A 21554-nucleotide genomic window follows, 5' to 3' on the forward strand; every position below is an offset into this window, starting at 1 on the left:
ACCGGACCATGGCACGGTTCCGCCAGTATGTCAGGCCAGCGGGATCAGGCCGTTTTGGAGACGTCGCCCGCCGGGGTCTGGGTATTGACGGCTTCGGGCAGCAGATGGGCCAGAACGGGCAGGATGGTGGCGGCGGGCAGGCCGGTCTTGTCCACCATGGCCTGGACCTGCTGGCTGCTCAGCAGGCTGCGCAGTTCATCGGTGGAGATGGGCAGGTTGTGGCCGTCACCGATCCATGACCGTACCTTGTCGCCCAGCCCGGCCTGGTCCGCCTGCGCCAGCAGGGAGGTGATGGTGGCCGGTGTCAGCAGCTGCGACAGATAGGAATGTACCTGCTGTGACAGGCCGGTGGAACCGGCCAGATCGCTCAGCTTGCCCATGACGTCATTGAAAATACCGCTCATCGTGCTCTTGGTCCCGTCTCTCGTTACAATGGAGGCTATTATACTACACGATGTACAGTTATGGAAAAATTCTATAAAAATAGGACAAAAAAAAGCGGTGCAGAGGCACCGCTGAGTTTAGGGAGGAAACGTCCAAGAAGCAGTTGCACAGGGCATGCTGCTTCCCGACCTTATGCGGGTCCTCACGCGGTTGTGTCAACAAGAAAAAGCGATGGCCCGTTACCGTGCCTGGTACAGGTGCCATGAAAGCAGGGTCTTGGCATCCGTCATGCCGATATGGGGGATCTGGTCCAGGTCGATGACATGCAGGCGGATATGCTCATGTTCGCGCGCAAGGCCGGTCTGGCGGTCGGACAGGCGGCGGGCTAGCCCTTCGTCAATGTCCAGTTCGGCATAATACAGGCCGATCGCCTCATCACACCCGCCGGGGGAAAGCCAGACCCGCGTCAGGGCCACAAGGTCCTGCGCCCGCACCCGCAGGTCCGCCCCCACTTCTTCCGACAGTTCCCGCAGTGCCGTGCTTTCAAACGCGCCCCCATCCAGCATGCCCGCGGGCAGCGCCAGCAGGTCCGGCCGGGCCACGGGCACGCGGGCCTCGCAGGTCAGTACGGTGCGGTCAGGGTAGCCGGGGCATTTCAGCACCAGCAGCACCGACACGCTATCGCCGCGCAGCAGCGCCAGGCCGGGTACGCGCTGGCCCTGGTGCAGGGCATCGGCCTCGACCAGGATGAAGCCCATGCGCGTGGGGCCAAAGGCTACCGCATCGCGCACCAGCACATGGCGCAATGTGAAGCGCGCCCGCATGCCGTCATGCCACCGGCGGAAATGCGGGGCCGCCAGCACGCGGGCGCGCAGGGCCGGGTCCATGCCGGGTGCGAAGGAAATGTCGGCTGTGTCATCCATGGGGCGTCCTGCCTTGTCCTGTATGCGCCGTCAGCCCGGCGGGGCGAATACCTCCGCCATGATTTCGGCCACACGGGTGCGGTAGTCCTGTGGGGCGTGTTCGCGCGCCACGCGCTGGAGTGCGTTGTCACGCACCGTATCCCACAGCGCCTGATCCTGATAGAGGCGGACCACCTGCGCGGCAAAGGCGGCCGGGTCGGTCACGTCGGCGCAGAGCATGTCCTGCCCGTCCTGCCACCCTGCCTGGCGGCACAGCAGGGGGGAGCCGACCACCGGCAGGCCGTTGGCCGCCGCCTCATGCAGCTTATAGGCAATGCCCGCGGCAAAGCGGGTGGGGGCCACGAACACGCGGTGGTGGTCATAGACCGGGGCGGTATCGGCCACCTGCCCCAGCAGGTTGACATTGGGGTGGCGGCGCAGCGGGCCAAGGTCCACGCGCGGGTTGACATGGCCGCACACGCCAAAGCGTATGCCCGGGCCAAGCCGGTCCACCAGCAGGGGCAGCACCGCGCCGCTGAACCAGGCAAGGGAGTCAAGATTGGGCGCAGCCATGTCATGCACCGCGCCCAGGAACAGGATATCGCGCCGCGCGGCCCATCCCGGCCCGGTGGGGCGTGGCACCTGCATGTGCCCCAGCACCGATACGTTATCGAACCCGGCGCCATGCAGCAGCCGGGCCTCGGCATCATTGACCGCCACCACCCGGTCCGCCACGAACAGGGGGGCCAGTTCGGCCTCCAGCCGCCGGGCAAGGGGCTGGCCGGGCGGCCGGTCGTGCAGGCGGGCATATTCCTCGTCCCGGCAGGCGGCAATGGCCTCGGTATCGACAATGACACGACCTGCGGGAATGGCGGCGGCGGCGTCGTTCAGGATACCGGCCAGACGCGCGGCATTGTGGGTGCGCGCGATCCAGATTGCATCCAGGCTGCCCGCGCGGTCTTCCAGAAAAGCGGCAAGGTCGGGCAGTTCACGGTCATGGATCACCTCCACGCCGGGGGGGAAGGCGGTGGCCAGCGTGGCCGCGTCCTCTACCGGGCGGAAGACCGGGTAGACCGTGACGTGGTAGCCCAGCGCCGCAAGGGTTGCGATGATGTCGTTCGAACGCGTGAAGCCCGAGCCAAGATGGCGCAGTGGCAGCCGGTCCTCGATGAACAGGATGTGGCGTCCCCCGCCATCGGCATGGCGCGCGCGGGCCTGCAGGGCGGGGTGGCGCATGAGCTTGCGCCGCAGCGGGCGGGCATGGCTGCGGGTGAACAGGGTGCTGTTGCGCGCGATCAGCCTTGCCGCACTGGTGGAATCCGACGTGCCGCATTCATAATGCACCAGGCACACGGCGGGGTCGTACAGAATGGCGTGGCCCAGCGCGCGGATGCGCATGCACAGGTCCGTCTCCTCGAAATAGGCGGGGGCATAGGCTTCGTCAAAACCGTCAAGCGTGCGCAGTATGTCGGTGCGTACCATCAGGAACACGCCGGAACAGAAATCCACCGCGCGCACGAAGCCCGCTTCCGGCACGGCGGGATGGGCATCGCGCATGTAGCCCTGCACCGAACCGTCACGCCAGATGATGCTGCCCGCCTCCTGCAGCATGCCGTGGGTGCGCAGCACGCGCGCGCCCACGGCCCCGGTCGTGTCTTCCGCCCCCAGCCGGGCCAGCGCACTGGCAATGGCGCCGAACTGCAGGTCCACGTCATTGTTAAGGTACAGCGTGGCCGGTGCCCGCACCCGCGCAAGGGCGGCGTTGCACCCGCGCACGAAGCCGATATTGCCCGCGAAGCGCAGCACCTCGATGCCCTTCACATGCCGCTCGATACTGGCCACCCCATCGCGGGAGCCGGAATCCACCACGATGACCTGCATGGCGCCATGGTAGTTCGCCCGTAGCGAGGCCAGCGTGGACAGCGTCATGGCAAACTGGTTGTGGGCGATGATGATCACGCTCAGTTCCGGCGGGGCGTCACTGGCAAAGTCGATCCGCCCCCCCAGCAGCAGCGGCAGCCGCACCGCGCACATGTGGCGGAACAGGGCGCGGGTCTGTTCCTCGGTCACGGGGGGGGCGGGGGGCGGGCGCAGGTCGGGCCGGGCGACAAGGTAATGGCCCAGCCCGTCGCGCGCGCGGCCGGCCGCCAGGTCCGCCTGTACCGCAGGGTCACGCATATAGGCCGCAAGGTCGAGCATGGAGCACGGCTTGCGCTGCTCGAACACCCCGTCACTCAGGTAATGGGCATAGCCGTTGCGCAGCCTGCCGCTTTCCACCGCTTCCAGCACGTCGGGATTGACGGAGGCATAGAAGGATTCGGAAAAGAACGGCCCCGGGTCAAACGCCAGCGGCGTGGTATTGCACAGGTAATGGTGCAGGGCGCACAGCCATTCCCCCCGGTCGATCGCGGCCTGCACCGCGGGATAGGTCCGCACGTACCATCCGGCATCGAAATAGACCGATACTGCCCGGTCGGGCATGGCGGCCATGCCGCGCAGCAGGTAGTCCACAAAGGGATGGGCGGCTGCGTCCCGCCCGTTTTCGGGTACAAGGGCAAGGCAGGTGACGGGATCGAAAAAACACGATCCGGTACGCATTTCCCCGTCACCCGCGCGCAGGTAATGGTCATAGCCGTTGCGGTAGCCCCCGTCCTCCATCACGGCCTGCGTCAGGTCGGGGCAGGCGGCGCGGTAGGCGTGTTCGTCAAACAGCCAGTGGGGGCTGTGGGTGCGCAGCCCGGCCTGCAGGTAATGGGCGAAGCCGCTGGGCCATATGCCCTGCGCTATGGCCCGCGCCACGCCGGGATAGGCCTGGCGGTACCATGTCTCGTCAAAGAACGCGTTGGGTGAATGGCCCAGCGCCGCGCCATGGGTGGTATAGAAGGCGTGGGCTTCCCCCGGTTCCACCCCCAGCGTGTCCAGCAGGGCGGCATGGCGCGTGCAGTACCATGCAGGGTCGAACGCGGCCCATCCGGCAGCCGTTTCCGCGAGCGTGGAGGAAACAGCCCTCATGCATCCCTGTCCTTCATCCATGGTCAGGGGGTTATGCGGCACAAAGGTTAATTTTTGGTGGGGGTGGTGGCCCTGCGTGCCGGGTGGCCCCATGTGTTCATGACCAGCACGCCCGCCATCACGACCGCGCCACCGCACAGGGTACGCAGGCCCGGTATCTCGCCCGTCAGCAGGAAGGCCAGCACCATGGTGACCGGCGGCAGCGTGTACAGCAGCGCCGAACCGCGTGCCGCCCCCATCTGCCCGATCACGAAAGTCCACGCCCCGTAACCGATGGCGGCGGGAAAGACACCCAGTTCCACCACCGCCCACACGCATGGCCATGACGCCCGCAGCGTGATGGCACAGGCGCGCGGCAGCCATGGCAGCAGCAGCACCGCGCCGATGATCAGGATATAGGCCATGCAGGTCAGCCCGTCATACCGGCGCAGCAGCTGGCGCAGCAGGATGATGTAGGTGGCCGAGCACAGCGCCGCCCCCAGCACCAGCGTCGCCCCCGAACCGAAGGTGATGCCGCCTGCCTGCCCGCCCGCAATCAGCCCCACGCCGGCAAGGCTGAGCAGCGAGCCCAGCCACCCCCATGCGGTCAGCCGTTCCCCCAGCACCGGCATGGCGATCAGCGCGGTCATGAGCGGGGAGGAGGCGATGAGCAGGCTGGCCGCCCCGGCCGACACGGTGACCTCCCCCATGTTGAACAGTATATTGTAAAGCGAAATGCCGATGCCCGCGCACGCCACCAGGCGCGGCATGTCGCGCGCGGCGGGCAGTGGCTGGCGGCGCAGCACCAGCCAGGCCACGGCAATCAGCGCCGCCAGCGCATAGCGTATGGCCGCAAGCGGCACCGGCGGGATGCCACGCAGGGCAATCCGTACCACGGGATAGGCACTGGCCCAGGACAGGATGGCAACCGTCACGGCAAGGAACAGCCGGCGGGAAGGCAGGGTCGTGTTCATGCTTCCGGCCATAGCAGCAATCCGGCCCGTGCGATATCGGGTCACGCGCCGTGGCGGCGGGGCAGGCGGGATCAGGGTGCCGGCGGGGCGGGAATGGCGGGGGCGGAAATATCGGCAACGCGCGCGTCCACCACCGTCCGTGCGTCGGCCGGGGCGATGCGCACCACCAGCCCGCGTTCACCGGCATTGACATAGACATGCGGCAACCCCATCGCCGCGTCCGACAGCACCACGGGCAGTGGCGTTGCCTGCCCGAAGGGGCTGGTGCCCCCCGCGCGGAATCCGGTCAGTTCCATCGAGCGCTCCGGCGCCATCATGCGCGCGTTGCGGCCACCGAACAGGGCCGCCACCTTCTTGAAATTCACCTTGTGGTCGGCCGGCACCACCAGGCAGACGGGGGTGGCGCGGTCCACCTCCACCACCAGTGTCTTGAGCACGCAGGCCGGGTCCGCCCCGATGGAGGACGCGGCCTGCATGCCGATCAGCCCGCCACCGGGCGCGTAATCGTAATCATGTACCGAAAACGGCACGCCGTGCCGTGCAAGGAAGCGGGTTGCACTGGTCTGTCCTGTCATGCGGGGGCTCCTGCCGGATGGGTGCGGGCCTGCCCGCGACGGAATGTCACCAAGGATAAAATAGCACCGCGTGCCATGCAATGCCCGCCCCCGTACCGCCGGGTGCGGGCCTTGCCGGGGCATCCCGATCACATGCGCGCGATTATCCGGGTTTTCCGGGCGTTTCCGCAACCGCAAGTAGTCAATACGCTCGGAACACTGAATATTTATTATCAATTTTTTGATTATAATGCGCGTATATTGTCCGTTTCTTCCACAGGAGAACCCGAACGCCACCCGCCGGGGGTAATGCCCGCCCGATTTTGGACATAATCATGTAATATCGCCCAAGAAACGGATGTCCTGTCCGGCCGCCGGGTCATTTACAGATACTGGCTGATATGGTTACGGAAAACCCCTATGTCAGAATACCCTTACCGGGTTCTGCCGGGGTGGTGATCCGCACATTGAAAAACCGGATATGGATACTTGCCAAATAGGAAAACCTTCCTAAACCTTACCTGTCATTCCTTTGGAAATGCCGGGGCCTGAACCGCATAAACTTATATACCGTAAAGTATAAATTAACTGTTTTCTGCTCTGATTCCGCCTGTCCTGGCCCTGTGGCGCATTGGACAGGCCGGATTTTATCTTATTTTTCAAAAAAATTCACAATACGGGCAGCACAAGTCGTGTTTCAAATTTGGCATTTATTTAATTTTCTGCAATCCGGGGTTGTCTTGTCCTGTATTCCGAAAAATATTCCCGTCTATACATATGGACACGCTGACATGATGATGGCATGTTCCGAAAAAAATACATACATAAATCACTTAAGTAATGTTCGATATCCAACCTCCGGAAACCGGAGCAGCAGGTGGCGGCCAGATGCAGGCCACCGGCGATTGGACTGGAGTAACCTGGGTAAGTAATGATCGATATCCTGATTTGTGATGCCCACCTTTACCTGGACCGTGACTGGGAAATTGCCGGCGGCTGGATCGCGATCGAAAAGAACCGCGTCCATTCCGCAGGTGGCCCCGGCCAGCCCATGCCGGCGGCCGCGCGTATCATCAATGCCAGGGGGCGGCTGGTCACGCCCGGGCTGGTCAACGCCCACCACCACATGTTCCAGAACCTGACACGCGCCTATGCCCCTGTTACGCGCAATGGCCTGTTTTCATGGCTGGAAACGCTCTATCCCCTCTGGACCGGACTGGACGGGGAAGCGGTCTACCTGTCCAGCTACATTTCCATGGTGGAACTGCTGCTGGGCGGCTGCACCACGTCCACCGACCATATGTACGTGCATCCGCGTCCGTACCTGATGGATGCGGGGTTCGCCGCCGCGCGTGACATCGGCTTCCGCTTCCTGGCCACGCGGGGCTGCATGACCCGGTCACAGGAAAATGGCGGCCTGCCCCCCGCCGCCGTGGTGCAGGACGAGGACACGATCATGGCCGACTGCGAGCGCGTGGTGGCCAGATTCCATGATCCCGCGCCCGGCGCGATGACACGGGTGGCGCTTGGCCCGGTCTCGCTGTTTTCCGCATCCGAACAGATCATGCGCGACTGCCTGGCCATGGCCGAACGTGACGACCTGCGCCTGCATACCCATCTGGCCGAAGATGTGGAGGAGGATGACTACAGCCTGAGCATTTACGGCTGTACCCCCACCGAGCATTTCGAGCGGATGGGCTGGGCCACGCCGCGCGCATGGATCGCGCATTACATCTATCCCTCCACGTCCGAGGCCGAGCGCCTGATCCGCGCGGGCGTGGGCATGGTCCAGTGCCCCAGTTCCAACATGATGATCGGCAATGGCAGCGCCGATGCCATGGACCTGCGCGAACGGGGCATGAATGTGGGGCTGGGCACCAACGGCTCGGCCACGACGGACATGGCCTGCATGTGGATGGAGGCACGCAACGCCATGCTGCTGGGGCGCATCCGCAATGGTCCCGCCTCCATGGTGGCGCGGGACGCGCTGGACATGGCGACCCGTGGCGGCGCCGCCTGCCTGGGCTGGGATGACGAGATCGGCCACCTGCGCCCCGGCGCCTGCGCGGACCTGGTTATCTGGCAGTCAAGCCCGGTGGCGCTGGCAGGCGCCATGACAGACCCGGTCGAGGCCTGGCTGCGCTACGGGCCGATGGTCGCGGGCACCACCATTGTCAATGGCCAGGTGCTGGTGGAAGATGGGCGCCCCCTGCAATCCGGCCTGGCCGATGCCCTGCACCGCCATGCGCGGGAAGCACGGCGCATACAGAAGCTGGACTGACGGGCCGTACTGCCCTCCAATGGGGCACAGGGCCGCCGGGGCGGCGTGCCCGAACCATCAAGCCGGGGGACCCTTTCATGATGCAGCACACCACGCGGGCCATCCCCGCGCGGACACTGCCCGTCATTTCGGTGGCGGGCCTTCAGTCGCCCGATCCGCAGGCCCGCGCGGCGGTCGGTCGCGCGCTGCATGCCGCCTGTAGCGAAACGGGTTTTTTCTATTGCATCGACCACGGCGTGAAGCCGGAACTGATTGCCGCCGTGTTCGCGCAGTCGCGCCAGTTCTTCGCCCTGCCCATGGCGGACAGGCTGGCGGTGCACAAGAACCGTTCGCCGTGCAACCGGGGCTACGAGCCGCTGCGTGACCAGACGCTGGAGCCGGGCACGCCGCCCGACGTGAAGGAAGGGTTTTATAGCGGACCGGAAAAACCGCTGGATGACCCGGCCGTGCGGGCCGGGCGCTTCAATCAGGGGCCGAACCAGTGGCCTGCCGCACTGCCGGATTTTCGCGCGGTGATGAGCGAATACAGCACCGTCATGACCCGTCTGGCCGAAACGCTGATGCGCGGCATCGCCCTGTCACTGGGGCTGGCGGAGGATTATTTCGCCGCCTTCTGCCACGACCCGCTGACCACGCTGCGCCTGCTGCATTACCCGCCGCAGCCCGCGCGCCCCCTGCCGGGGGAAAAGGGGGCGGGTGCCCATACCGATTTTGGCGGCCTGACCCTGCTGCTGCAGGATGACAGTGGCGGCCTGCAGGTCAGGGCCGCCGATGGCACCTGGCTGGACGCTGCCCCCATTCCCGGCAGCTTTGTCGTCAACCTGGGGGACATGATCGCGCGCTGGACCAACAACCGCTACCGTTCTACCCTGCACCGGGTCATCAACACATCGGGGCGGGAACGCTATTCGGTGCCGTTCTTCCATACCGGCAACCCCGATCAGGTCATTGCCTGCCTGCCGGGCTGCGTGCCTGAAGGGGAGGCTCCGCTCTGGCCCCCCGTAACGGTAGAGGACCACCTGCGCGCCATGTACGCCCGGACCTATGGCCGATGAGCGGCGGGGACGATCCGGTCATCCTGATCCACGGCGCGTGGCAGGGGGCGTGGGCATGGGCGCGCTTTGTGGATGCATGGCGGCGGCATACCGCCATTCCCGTCCATGCGGTTGACCTGCCGGGCAACGGGGTGGACGGGCTGCCCGCGCGCGATGCCAGCCTTGAACGCTACGTGGCCCATGTGGGCGACGTGATGGACCGGCTTGGCCGCCCGGTCAGCCTTGTGGCCCATTCGGGCGGCGGGGTCGTGGCCTCCGCCGTGGCCGAGCGCTGGCCCGGGCGGGTGCGCCGCATCGCCTATCTGGCGGGCATGATGCTGCCTTCGGGCGTGGGATTCGGGCAGGTGGTGGCGCGGATGGTGACCGACCACCCGGATGCCACGGGCATCAACCCCTGGCTGCGCTGGCCGGAGCCGGGTGTTGTATCCGTCGTGCCGCCGGAAGCCGCCGTTGCCATCTTCCTGCATGACTGCCCGCCCGATGTGGCCATTGCCGCCTCCCGCCGCCTGACGCCACAGGGGCTGGGCGGGCTGGACCTGCGCGCACGGCTTACGGCCGAACGCTTTGGCCGCATCCCGCGCCTGTATGTGGAAGCAACGGGCGACCGTTCCGTCATCCTGCCGGTGCAGCGCCGCATGCAGGCCCTTGTGCCCGGCGCGCGGGTGGTCAGCATGCATACCGGCCACGCCCCGCAGGTGGCCGACCCCATGGGCACGCTGGCCCATATCCTGCCCTTTGCACAGGGACGGACCGCATGATCCTGCCCCGCAGGCGGCTTCTGGCCACGGCGGGGGCGGCCGTGGCCTCCGGCTTCGTGCCGCGCCACGGCCATGCCGCCACCACGACCGAAGGGCTGCTGGCGGCCCTTGCCGCCCCGTACGCCAACGTGCCCCCCATGCCCCCGGTGGCGGAGGAGGACGCGCTGCTGGCGCTGGGCTATGTCGGCCCGACCAGCGATGGCGGCTGGACCGAAATGCACCATGTGGCGCTACAGGCCGTGCGCCGGGCCTTTCCGCGCCTGCGCACGGTCTATGTGGAAAGCATGCCCTATTCCGCCGATGCCACCCGGCTGTTGCGCGAATTCGTGGCCGAGGGCGCGCAGCTGGTCATGACCGGGGCGGATTACGGGGATTTCCTGACCGATGTGGCCGCCCGCGCGCCGCAGACGGCCTTCATGCAGTGCGATGGCCGCCCGCTGCGCGGCAATGTAAGCTGGTATTATATCGCTCACTGGTATGTCAGCTACGTGATTGGCGTGGCGGCGGGGCTGCTGAGCAGAAGCGGGAAGCTGGGGTTCATCGCCTCCTTCCCGCTGCCTTCGGCCTATGCCGGGGCCAATGCCGCGCTGCTGGGTGCCCGCACGGTCAACCCCGATGCCACCATGCAGGTCATCAGCATCAATGCCTGGTTCGACCCGCAGGCCGCCATCCAGGCCGCCAACGCGCTGGCGGACAAGGGGTGTGACTTCCTGTTCGGCATCATGGACGAGGCGGGCTACCTGCACGTGGCGCAGGAACGCGGGCTGTGGGCGGCAATGTGGAACAAGGACATCCGCCAGTTCGGGCCGGATGCCTATGTGGCGTCCGTGGTGCTGGACTTCGCGCAGTTCTACATCGCGCAGGTCCGCGCGCGGCTGGCGGGTACGTGGCGGCCCGTGCCGCAACTGCTGATGATGGGCAATGGCGTGGACCGTGACCCGTGGGGCCAGCGTGTACCGCAGGATGTGCGAGACCGGGCGGATGGCGTGCGCGCACGCATCATGGCGGGCTGGTCCCCCTTTGCCGGTCCGATCCATGACCAGCATGGCCAGTTGCGCGTGGCCGAAGGGAAGACCATGAACGATCTGGAACTCTATGACTGGGACTGGGCGGTGCAGGGGGTAAGCGGGCTGCCATAGGGGCCCGCCCAGCCGGCGCTTGCTGCCCGGGCTGCGCGGGGTTGCCCTGCCTGCGTGGGGTTATGGACAGGATTCATGCACCCTGCGCCCCGCCACCCACACGGTGCGGATGTTGGGCCGCCCGATATTGCACAGGATCTGCTGCACCAGATCCTGTGCATCCGTATCATGCCCGGATGGCATGATATTGCTGCCGGGTGCCGCGCGATCGATCAGGATGGCGTCAAACGCCTGTCCCGCCACAAGCTGCCCGGCATTGCAGCCAAGGGCCGCCGTGCCGCCCCGGGTGGCCAGCCACAGCGCTTCGGTAAAGCCCAGCCGCGCGCCGGGCCGGCCGCGTTTTTCCGCCGGCAGGTCAGGGTTGGTGCCGGTATCCAGCATGCGTGCGGCGGTCACCGCCATGGCGGCATTGACCGCGATGGAGGGCGAATACCCGCCGGATATGTCCGTGCCCAGCCCCACATGCATCCCCGCCTGCCACGCCGCGCGCAGCGGCAGGACAGCGCCCGCGAAATAGGCGTTGGACAGCGGGCAGTGGGCAATGGCGGCACCCCGCGCCTGCACCAGCGCCATGTCCCGCGCTGTCATGAAGCACGAATGCGCCAGCACCGTGCCCCGGCGCAACAGGCCAAGGCGGTCAAGGGCCACGGTATCATTCACCCCCATGCGCTGGCGGACGTAGTCATGTTCCCAGTCACTTTCCGAACAGTGGGTCTGGATCAGGCAGTCCTCATGCGCCGCCAGTTCCCCCAGCCCGCGCAGCAGCGCGTCCGTGCAGGCGGGGATGAAGCGCGGCGTGACCATGGGGCGCACCAGTCCCGCCGCATTGCCCGGCAGGGCGCGTACGGCGTGGATGAAGCGCCGCGTTGCGTCCAGTGCCTGTTCCACGCCGGGGTTGCGGTAATTTTCGGGGCACAGGTCCGGGTCATCCATCGCCACCAGCCCGACATGGGCGCGCAGGCCCAGCCGCAGGCAGGTGCGCGCCAGCAGCAGGCTGCTTTCCTCATGAATGGTGGCGAAGAATACCGCCGTGGTGGTGCCATTGGCCAGCAGGGTGCGGACCAGTTCCTCATAGACCGGGGCGGCGAAGGCCGGGTCGGCAAAGCGGGCTTCCAGCGGGAAGGTCCGCTGCTCCAGCCACGCACGCAGGGGCAGGTCCAGCGCGCGGCCCATCTGCGGCCATTGCGGGGCATGGACGTGCAGGTCGGCAAAGCCGGGCATGAGCAGCTGGGCAGGGCCAAGGTCGTGCACCGGCACACCGCGCTGGCGGGTCTGGGCCAGCAGCGTGCGGGCGGCGGGCGTATCGGCCGCGGGGCAGGCGGCAATGGTGCCATCCGGCCCCACATGGACCACGCGCGTTACCTGTTCGGCCTGTGTGGGGGTTGGCGGATTGATGACCGGCCCCCGGATCACGAATTCATCCATAGCGGGATGTTCCGGTCTGTTGTTGCATGACCGGCCCATTATCCATGCATTGCACGCGCCTGCCCAGACCGGATGGCACAGGGGCGGCAGGCGGGGAGGCAAACCGCAAACCCGCCTGATAATATGTTGAATATGGCGGGCAAATCGGGATCTCCACCATTTGTCCACAGGGTTATCTTTCTGACTATCCCCTGAATCTGTGGATAAGCGCGAGCCCCGCAGCAACCGACTGACCGGAAGACCAAAAGTTTCCGGGTGCCGCCTTTTTTCAGCAAGGACGGCGTTCCACGCGGCACCCTGATGACGCGCGGGCAGGCCGTTAATGATAGCGGCAGGGCTGGCCGGCCACCGGCGCGTTGGCGGACTGGATCACCATGAGTGTGACCGGCCCATCGCCAACATTGCCCGCGTCATGGCCCTTTTTCCCGCGATAGGGACCGGTTTCCATGGGGCGGACGTTCTGGTCCTCGCCAAACAGGATGTCACCCGGCCCCATCTCCACCCGGGTCCCGTCCATGGCGCGGACATACCACCGCCCCTGTAGCGGTATGATCCATTGCGGCCTGGGGTCGGGGTGCCAGATGCCGTTCCAGTGCGCGGGCTGGACGGTCATCATGACGGTGGCCACCTGCGGGGCCATGGGGTCCTGCCATTGCGGCCCGGCGGGGGGCGACATGCTTTTGAGGAAGAAATCCCGCACCGGGCAGGTGGTGATGTGGCTGATGCCCTGCGCATCGGTCCATAAATGCCGGTACTGCCGCTGGGGCGGCGGCGGCCGGGTGGGATCGGGCAGGGCGGCCGGGGCCGGGGATGCGGGCGGCACGGTGGCCCGCGCGGGCAGGGCGGACAGCAGGGCGATGATACAGGCCGTGGGCAGGACGGTCATGCGGGGGGGCATGGCAATTCTCCTTGGATATGGGAAGGCGGGGCCCCGATGGACAGGCACAGGTCTTTCCCGCCGCCCTTTTTCAGGAAGGCGGCGTTCCCTGAAGCGTTCCGGACAGGGCTTTACCAGGACTTCCGGTTCCTATCGCCCCGTCCCGTAGCTCAGGCGGTAGACCGCGCCCGCCAGGTCATCGCTGATCAGCATGGAGCCGTCGGGCAGGGGCAGCACGTCGGCCGGACGGCCCCACGCACTCTGCCCCTGCCGGAAACCGCTGACCAGCACCGTGGGCGGCCGGGGCGTGTTGTCAGGGCCGAAATGCACGCTCACCACCTGATACCCCGAAAGCTGGCTGCGGTTCCATGACCCGTGTTCGGCAATCATCAGGTTGCCGTGATAGGCGGCGGGGAAGGCACTGCCTTCATAAAACCGCAGGCCAAGGGCGGCCACATGCGCGCCCAGCAGCAGGGCGGGGGGCGTGAACTCGCTGCACGCATGCTGGCTGCCAAACTGGGGGTCGGGTATGTTGCCCTGATGGCAGTAGGGGTAGCCAAAGGACTGGCCCGGCGTATCCAGCCGGTCCAGTTCGTCCGATGGCACGTCATCGCCCATCATGTCGCGGCCGTTATCGGTAAACCACAGCGTGTCCGTGCCCGGTTGCCAGGTAAAGCCCACCGTGTTGCGGATGCCGTATGCCACGTCGCGCCGGTCGGTGCCATCGGGCGCCATGCTGATCAGGCGGGCATAGTCATGCCCCACGTCGCATATGTTGCACGGCGCGCCGATGGGCACGTACAGCCGGTTGTCCGGGCCGAAGGCGATGAACTTCCATGAATGGTCGCCATCGCGGTAGGGCAGGCCGTCCACCACCACCTGCGGGCGGGGCGGGGCGTCCAGATGGTCCTCGATCGCGCGCAGGACCACGATGCGCTTCGTGTCCGACACATACAGGTCGCCATCATGGTAGGCCACGCCCACCGGCATATCCAGCCCGTGGGCGATGGTGTACACCCGCACCGGGCCGCCGCCATCCACCCCGGTCAGCGCATAGACATTGCCCGCCGCCCGGCTGCCCACGAAAATCGTGCCCCGCGCGCCGCGCGCCATGGCCCTGGCATTGGGGACGTGGTCCGATACCAGGGTGATGCTGAAGCCATCGGGCACCCGCAGCAGGTCCATGCGCGGGGCGGCATGGGCGGCGGCGGGGGCGCACAGGCCCAGCAGGATGCAGGCTGCGCGCAGCGGGGTGGGCGGCATGGGCGGTTCTCCGTTGGGGTGGCCGGTCAGGATACGATCTCGCGGATCCGTTCGGCCAGGGCGGTGGCGGAGTAGGGCTTGCGCTCGACCGGTACGTCACGCAGTTCGGGCGGGATCATGGTGCGGTCGGCATAGCCGGTGGCGAAGATGAAGGGCACGCCGCGCGCGCGCAGCACGCGCGCGACCTCGACCGAGCTTTCCCCGCCCAGGTTCACGTCCAGTATCGCCACATCGGGCAGGCGGGCACGGATGGCGCTCAGCGCTTCATAGACCGAGGCCACGGTGCGGACCTGCCCGATATTCATTTCCTCGATCGCTCCCTCGGCTTCCATCGCAATCAGGAACTGGTCCTCTACCAGCAGGATGTCGGCATCAAGCACTGTGGTCTCCTTCCTGCGCGCCGGGCCGGGGGGGCTGGCGGCATCGGCCCCGGCGGGGGCGTCCGGGGCGGGGTTGACGTGGCGGGCGGGCAGGCCCAGCGTGACCGATATGCCGCCGGGGCCGTAATCGACCTCGGTCGTGCCGCCCAGCTCGTGCGGGAAGCCGCGCTCGATCAGCACGGAACCGAAGCCACGCCGCCTGCGCGGGGCGACCGCCGGGCCGCCGCTTTCACGCCAGACGATGCGCCAGACATCCCGCGCCGCATCAAGCGACCATGTGATGTCCAGCCGCCCGCGCGCATGGCTGAGCGCGCCGTATTTGACGGCGTTCGTGGCCATTTCATGCACCACCAGCGCCAGCACGGACAGCGCCCGGCCGGTCAGCCAGATGCGCGGCCCGCTGCGCGTGACGAAGCAACGCTCCCGGTAGGGGGCAAGTTCCGCGTCCAGCAGCGCGTCCAGCAGGCCACCCCCCTCGCTGCGCACCGCCTGGTCATGGGCCAGGCCCAGCGCCTGCACGCGCCCGCGCAGGCGGGCGACATGCTGGGCGGGCGTGCTGCCGGGTTCGATGGGCTGGCTGACCAGCGACTGTACGACGGACAGGATGTTCTTGACGCGGTGGTTCAGCTCCTCGTTCAACATGCGCTGGCGCAGGTCGGCGGTGGCGCGCTCGCGCAGCTGCAGCTGGTGGTAGGCGCCCATCACCTCGATCAGCGCGGAGCGGACAAGGGTGGCGGCCTCCAGGTCATCCCCCGACCAGGGCAGGCATTCCCGCGTGACCTGCTGGGTCCAGATCTCGAAGCCGCTGCGCGGGCCGAAATAGACATCCCCCGCCGCGCCGGACGTGGTGTCCGCGCCCCATTTCAGCGTCCGCACCACCTCGCGGCGGAACACCATCAGGTAATCCCCCGGCTGTGACGAGATGGGCACGACCATCGCCCCCGCCGCCTGTGTCGCGTATGCATCGGCATCGGGAACGAAGGCGCACAGCCGGGCCGTGTGCCATAGCTGGCTGCCCGCCTGCGTGCGCGCCAGTTCCAGCAGGGCGGGCATGGCATCGGGCGGGGGATGCGCGCCGTGATAGGTCCATTCCCCCCCCACCCACAGCGCCGCGCCATCGCACTGCACGAAGGTCAGCATGTCGGGCAGGTGCGCCATCAGGTAGGCGGGCATGTCCGCCACTGGGGCGGCACCTTTCAGGAACGTCTCGATCAGCGCATGGGTCTGGCGTGTCATGCCCAGCCGCCGGGTGCGCAGCAGGTTGGTGATCTGGAGCGAAAGGAACTCGCCAAACATGCGCGCGACGATGCGCTCGCTCATGTTCAGCACGCGCGCGCCGTGGTGATGGGCCGCGATCATGCCCCACAGCCGTCCGTCCACCACAATCGACACGCTCAGGCTGGCCACCACCCCCATGCCGCGCAGATAGGCGCAGTGCCCGGGCATTCCGGTGCGCAGGTGGGCATGCGACAGGTCGGGCGCGTCCATGCCGGGCGGGGAGACAAGGCGAATGGCCACCGCGTCCACATCCCCGATCACGCGGATCAGGTTGGTGCTGTACAGCCTGCGCACCGGGTCGGGCATGTCACTGAGGGAGAAATGCTGCCCCAGGAAGCTTTCCAGCGTGGGGGCGTGGTATTCCGCCTCCACCCGGCCGCTGCCATCTTCGGAAAAGCGGTAGAGCATGACCCGGTCATAGCGCAGTACCCCCGCCACCAGCCGGACCACGGTGCGGAACAGGCGCTCGAAATCCGTGATCTCGCGGATGCGGTCGATCATGGTGCGCAGGTGGGACAGGTAGGCGCCATCGCGGTCGGTCTGGAGTGCGGGTTCCCATTCCAGCATGATCTCCCGCCCGGCCGTGTGGATCGCCACGTCAAAGCGGCCGCCACCGGGCAGCGCCTGGCCAAACACCAGCGCCGGGCGGCGATGGGCCTCGCCATGGGTGGCCAGCGCGTTGCGGATGTTGTGGGTCGCTTCCCGCCCGATCAGGTCGGACAGGCGCAGCCCCGCTTCCAGCGCCCCGTGGCCCAGATGGGCGGGGGCATTGGCGGACCAGCGCATGACATGGTCCAGGCGTCCGTCGCACACCAGCAGCCAGCCATGCGGCTGTATCGCGCCATCAGGCATGCGGTGGGCCACCCGCCGCCGTGCGTCTGGCCCGCCGCCATGCGCGATATGCCCCAGTTCGTGCCATCATGGCCCCCGCGTAGCCGGTGGCGCGGCCAGCCCCGCCACCCGTGTCGTCCCCCGCGCGGCCTGGCCGCATGGGGACGGGCGTGATCATACCCCTTCGGGCCGGGGGCGCACAGATCACTTTTCCGTGCCGCGCCGGGTGGCCCGCCCGCGGCCATGCGGCGCACGGCGTGGCGGGCGGGCATATCCGGTGCATGAGATACATTATTTCGGCAGGCGGGGCATACACACTTTGTTAACGCCGGCGGGTGCATGAAACACCATGCTGGCTGTCACTCATTACAGTGGCCCGGAACGCCCGTGTCGGGTGTCACAGTTCAGATCCATCCCCGTTCGCTTTCAGCCAGCAGGAGACCAACAGTCAAATGCCCCGCGACATGATAGACGACATGCAGGTTACGGTCCTGCCCGCGCTGGAACAGACCATTCTTGGCGTTGTCCTGATTGATGAAAACAATACCGTCACCTTTTTCAACAAGGCGGCGGAAGGCCTGTGGCACTGCGTGCGCCAGGACGTGATCGGGCGCAACGTCAACATTCTCGTGCCGCGCAACATCCGCTCCACCCATGACGACCTGATCCGCCATAACCGCGAGACGGGGATCAACAAGATCGTGGGCACCAGCCGCGAGGTGCTGGTCGAACGCTTCGATGGCACGACCTTCTGGGCCAACCTGTCGCTTTCGCGCATCGCGGTGGATGGCAAGATCGGCTACATGGCGCTGATCCGCGACATCTCGCAGGAAGTGGATGACCGCGAGAAGATCCGCCTGCTGTCGCTGGTGGTGCGCGAGACCGACCGCGGCGTTGCCATCCTGGACCCGGAATTCCGCATCATCTACGTCAACCGTGCCTTCAGCGACATGTTCGGCTTCGGCCCCGAGCGGGTGACGGGGCATGGGCTGTCGGTCATCCTGGCGGGGGATACGACGGATATCGGCATCCTCAACCAGTTGCATGAAGGCGCGCGCAACGCCCGTGGCTTCACGCTGGACATCCGCGCCCGCCACGCCAGCGGGCGGGACATCTGGGTTTCGGCGGCGATGAACCCGGTGTTCAACAATGATGGCGAGATCGAGAACATCGTCGTCGTGCTGACCGACATTACCGAACAGCACTTCCTGGACAGCCTGCAGCGCGACACGCTGGAGGCGATATCGAGCGACCTGGGCCTGCATGAGGTGCTGGACTTCATCTGCCGCCGCATCGAGCACTATATCCCCGATGTCATGCCCGCCATCTATCTGGTGGAAAAGGACGACCGGCTGAAATGCAAGGGCCGCGCCAGCCTGCCGCTGTCGCTGGTCAAGCTGTATGACACGCTGCCCATCGGGCCGGATGCCGCGTGTTCGGGCATTGCCGCCAGCACCGGCACGGTGGCCGAAAGCCCCGACATCGCCCATGACCCGCGCTGGCACCACCTGCGGGAACAGACGCTGCATAACGGCATCCGCGCCGCCCGCGCCACCCCCGTCATATTGCGCGACAACCGGGTGGCGGGCGTGTTCACCTGCTATTCACGCACCGATTCACTGCCCGACGCCGCCTGCCAGAAGGCGGTGGCCACCAGCCTGCACCTGTGCACGCTGGCCATAGAGCGGCACGAGGCGAAGGAACACATCAACCGCCTGTCGGATTTCGACCTGCTGACCAGCCTGCCCAACCGCCGCTGGCTGCGCCAGAACATGGCCCGCATCCTGCGCCGCGCCGTGCGCGGCAACATCATGCTGCTGACCGTGGGCGTGGACAACTTCAAGCATATCAATGACGTGTTCGGCCATACGGCGGGCGATGAACTGATTACCCAGATCGGTGGCAAGCTGCGTGAGGCGATCTCGATCGATGATACGCTGGTGCGCAGCGGCGGCGACCAGTTCACCATCGTGACCAATGGCGAACAGCAGCATGCCTCCACCCTGAGTGCCGCCATCCTGCGCGCGCTGGCGGTGCCCACCCATATTGGCGACGTGCCGGTCAGCCTTTCGGCCAGTCTGGGCGTTGCCGTCCACCCCGAAAATGGCGAGGACGGGGACACGCTGCTCAAGAACGCCGAGACCGCCATGTTCCAGGCCAAGGCCAATGGCGGCGGGCACTGCTGCTTCTTCAGCCCGCGCATGAACCAGCAGGCCAGTGACCGGCTGATCCTGGCGGCAGCATTGCGTGACGCCATAGCCCACGATCGGCTGCGCCTGTTCTACCAGCCGCAGGTGCATGCGTGCAGCGGCACGCTGTATGGGGTGGAAGCACTTTCGCGCTGGATCGACCCGTCACTGGGCTTTGTCTCCCCCGCGCGCTTCATTGCCGTGGCGGAGGAAACCGGCCAGATCGAGGCGATCGGCAAATGGTCGCTGCGTGCCGCGTGCCGGCAGATGGCGCAGTGGATACGCGACGGGGTGGAGGTGCCGGTGGTGTCGGTCAACCTCTCGCCACTGCATTTCCGGGACGAGACGCTGCCCCGGTTCGTAAGCGAACTGCTGGCGGAGACCGGCATCCCGCCGCACAGCCTGACCATAGAAATTACCGAAAGCACCATGATCGACAATTATGACCGCACCATCCGCGTGGCCCAGCGCCTGCGTGAGATGGGGGTGGGCATGTCGATGGATGATTTCGGCACCGGGTTCTCCAGCCTGTCCAACCTTGCGGGCCTGCCGGTGAACGAGGTGAAGATCGACCGCAGCTTCATGACCGGGCTGGAAAGCATAGAAAAGGTGCGCGCCGTGGTGATGGCGGTGGTGCGCATTGGCCAGAGCCTTGGCATGACCGTGGTGGCCGAAGGTGTCGAGCACGAGGAACAGCGCCGCCTGCTGGCGGAAATGGAGTGCGACGTGCTGCAGGGCTACATGTTCTCCAAGCCGCTGCCGGCCGAGGAACTGGCCGCCTGGTTCGCCGCCTACCAGCCCAGCGGCCTGTCCGGGTAAGCGGGGCAGGGGGCATATATCCCGGCGCCCCGGTCCCCGCTGGCCGCCACCAGCCGTCCCGGCCGGGTGATCAGGCAGCAGCGGTCAGGCAGGAGCGGTCAGGCTGGGCAGTGGCGAATGGCGGGCCGGGCCGGAAGGGTAAGGGGGCGGCGCAGTCCCCCGGTCCAGGGGGCGGGGGCCAGGGCTTCGTGAAAAAAGCGCCACCAGAAATTCCTTGATGGGGGCACGATGTCTGCCAGATGCGCTTTTCACGCCCTGCCTTACCGTATGGCATTAAGGACCACAGTGGTCTAACACATTGCGGACGCATTCACCCGCCAGAACAGGGAACGCCGCTACGTGAACATTGATGGCCACCTCGTACTGCCCGACCGGGTCATGCCCGGCCGCATCATGTTCGATCAGATGATTGCCGATGTGCGGCCCCTGTCGCATGTGCCTGACCGTTACATCCTGCCCGGCTTCATTGACGGCCACGTCCATGGCGGTGGCGGGGCGGATACCATGGATGGGGTGGACGCGATCCGCCACATGGCGCTGTTCCACATGGCGCAGGGCACCACCACGCTGCTGCCCACCACCATGACCGCGCCGTGGTCGGACATCATGGATGCGCTGTATGCCGTGGCCGATGTCATGCGCACGGGCATCCATGGCGGGCCGTCCATTCCCGGCGCGCATCTGGAAGGGCCGTTCATCAATCCCCACAGGCTGGGCGCCCAGCCGCCCTTTACGCAGGTGCCGGGGCCTGCGCGCATGACCGCCGTGCTGCGCAGCGGGGCGGTCAGGGTGGTGACGCTTGCGCCCGAGATCGAACATGCCGATGCCGCCATACAGGCGTTTGTCAATGCCGGGATACGGGTCAATATCGGCCATACGCTGGCAGACCATGACCAGACGGAACGGGCGATCTGCCTTGTCTGCGGCCCCGGCGGCACGGTGGGCGGCACCCATCTGTTCAATGCCATGCCCCCCATTGCCGCGCGCGCGCCGGGACCGGCCACGGCGCTGATGTGCAGCGACGCCGCCTATGCCGAGATGGTGTTCGATACCCACCATGTCCATCCCGCCCTGTTCCGCCTGGCGCATCGGGTCATGGGCGGCAGGCTGGTGTTTGTTACGGATTCCATGCGCGCCACCGGGGCGGGCGATGGCCCCAGCACGCTGGGCGGGCAGGAGGTGATGGTGGCCGATGGCGTGGCAAGGCTGGCCGATGGCACGCTGGCGGGCAGTGTGCTGACACTGGACCAGGCGCTGCGCAACGCGCTGCAGGCCGGGGTATCCCTGCCACAGGCGGCGGCACTGGTCAGCACGCATGCCGCCAACTGGCTGGGGCTGCATGACCGGGGCGCGCTGCTGCCCGGCCGCCGGGCGGACATGGTGGTGCTTGGCCCCGACCTGACGGTGCAGGAGGTCTGGGTGGAAGGCCGCCGCCGGGCCTGAACGCCGCAGGC

At 66.8% G+C, this 21554-nt stretch carries 15 protein-coding genes; 6 read left to right on the forward strand and 9 right to left on the reverse strand.

Features of this window, described 5'->3' with window-relative positions:
* Nucleotides 1–44: 44 nt before the first annotated feature.
* The 5 genes from GWK63_RS07265 to GWK63_RS07285 all read right to left on the reverse strand — a co-directional run bounded on the left by GWK63_RS07265 (nt 45) and on the right by GWK63_RS07285 (nt 5826).
* Entirely contained in the window at nt 45–404 is a 360-nt protein-coding gene (locus tag GWK63_RS07265; protein WP_007398394.1) for a YidB family protein, read from the reverse strand.
* A 219-nt stretch (nt 405–623) separates the two neighbouring features.
* Nucleotides 624–1307, reverse strand: coding sequence for an NUDIX domain-containing protein (locus GWK63_RS07270; protein ID WP_007398396.1), 684 nt, complete (start codon nt 1305–1307; stop codon nt 624–626).
* Between the two features lie 30 nt (nt 1308–1337).
* Entirely contained in the window at nt 1338–4298 is a 2961-nt protein-coding gene (locus GWK63_RS07275; protein WP_039998857.1) for a glycosyltransferase, read from the reverse strand.
* Between the two features lie 47 nt (nt 4299–4345).
* Nucleotides 4346–5251 carry a DMT family transporter gene (locus tag GWK63_RS07280; RefSeq protein ID WP_034932291.1) on the reverse strand — a complete coding sequence of 302 codons (906 nt, stop codon included), beginning with the start codon at nt 5249–5251 and terminating at the stop codon, nt 4346–4348.
* A gap of 71 nt (nt 5252–5322) precedes the next feature.
* Nucleotides 5323–5826, reverse strand: coding sequence for an aminoacyl-tRNA deacylase (locus GWK63_RS07285; RefSeq protein ID WP_112209980.1), 504 nt, complete (start codon nt 5824–5826; stop codon nt 5323–5325).
* A gap of 910 nt (nt 5827–6736) precedes the next feature.
* Here GWK63_RS07285 and GWK63_RS07290 point away from each other — a divergent pair.
* From GWK63_RS07290 to GWK63_RS07305, 4 genes are all read left to right on the forward strand, one after another.
* Nucleotides 6737–8086: an amidohydrolase family protein gene (locus GWK63_RS07290; RefSeq protein ID WP_007398401.1), complete on the forward strand. Its 1350-nt coding sequence runs from the start codon at nt 6737–6739 to the stop codon at nt 8084–8086.
* 77 nt (nt 8087–8163) lie between these two features.
* Nucleotides 8164–9141: an isopenicillin N synthase family dioxygenase gene (locus tag GWK63_RS07295; protein WP_223846674.1), complete on the forward strand. Its 978-nt coding sequence runs from the start codon at nt 8164–8166 to the stop codon at nt 9139–9141.
* A complete protein-coding gene (locus tag GWK63_RS07300; protein ID WP_039998784.1) occupies nt 9138–9899 on the forward strand; it encodes an alpha/beta fold hydrolase in 762 nt (253 codons plus the stop codon). Before GWK63_RS07295 ends, GWK63_RS07300 begins: the two co-directional genes overlap by 4 nt.
* On the forward strand, nt 9896–11038 hold the full coding sequence (locus GWK63_RS07305) for a BMP family ABC transporter substrate-binding protein (RefSeq protein WP_007398406.1): 1143 nt from the start codon (nt 9896–9898) through the stop codon (nt 11036–11038). Before GWK63_RS07300 ends, GWK63_RS07305 begins: the two co-directional genes overlap by 4 nt.
* A gap of 60 nt (nt 11039–11098) precedes the next feature.
* Here the strand turns inward: GWK63_RS07305 and GWK63_RS07310 are convergent, their stop codons facing one another.
* The 4 genes from GWK63_RS07310 to GWK63_RS07325 all read right to left on the reverse strand — a co-directional run bounded on the left by GWK63_RS07310 (nt 11099) and on the right by GWK63_RS07325 (nt 17113).
* On the reverse strand, nt 11099–12463 hold the full coding sequence (locus tag GWK63_RS07310; protein WP_007398407.1) for an amidohydrolase family protein: 1365 nt from the start codon (nt 12461–12463) through the stop codon (nt 11099–11101).
* Nucleotides 12464–12782: 319 nt separating this feature from the next.
* A complete protein-coding gene (locus tag GWK63_RS07315; RefSeq protein WP_039998786.1) occupies nt 12783–13361 on the reverse strand; it encodes a cupin domain-containing protein in 579 nt (192 codons plus the stop codon).
* A gap of 129 nt (nt 13362–13490) precedes the next feature.
* Complete coding sequence (locus GWK63_RS07320) at nt 13491–14603, reverse strand: PQQ-dependent sugar dehydrogenase (protein ID WP_007398410.1); 1113 nt, start codon at nt 14601–14603, stop codon at nt 13491–13493.
* A 26-nt stretch (nt 14604–14629) separates the two neighbouring features.
* Nucleotides 14630–17113, reverse strand: coding sequence for an HWE histidine kinase domain-containing protein (locus GWK63_RS07325; RefSeq protein ID WP_039998862.1), 2484 nt, complete (start codon nt 17111–17113; stop codon nt 14630–14632).
* A gap of 431 nt (nt 17114–17544) precedes the next feature.
* On the opposite strand from GWK63_RS07325, the gene GWK63_RS07330 reads away from it, so the two are divergent.
* Nucleotides 17545–20100 carry an EAL domain-containing protein gene (locus GWK63_RS07330; RefSeq protein ID WP_039998787.1) on the forward strand — a complete coding sequence of 852 codons (2556 nt, stop codon included), beginning with the start codon at nt 17545–17547 and terminating at the stop codon, nt 20098–20100.
* A gap of 339 nt (nt 20101–20439) precedes the next feature.
* Nucleotides 20440–21543, forward strand: a complete 1104-nt coding sequence (locus GWK63_RS07335) for an N-acetylglucosamine-6-phosphate deacetylase (RefSeq protein WP_007398415.1) — start codon at nt 20440–20442, stop codon at nt 21541–21543.
* Nucleotides 21544–21554 lie beyond the last annotated feature (11 nt).

The organism is Komagataeibacter rhaeticus (assembly GCF_011611525.1).
Lineage (GTDB): Bacteria > Pseudomonadota > Alphaproteobacteria > Acetobacterales > Acetobacteraceae > Komagataeibacter > Komagataeibacter rhaeticus.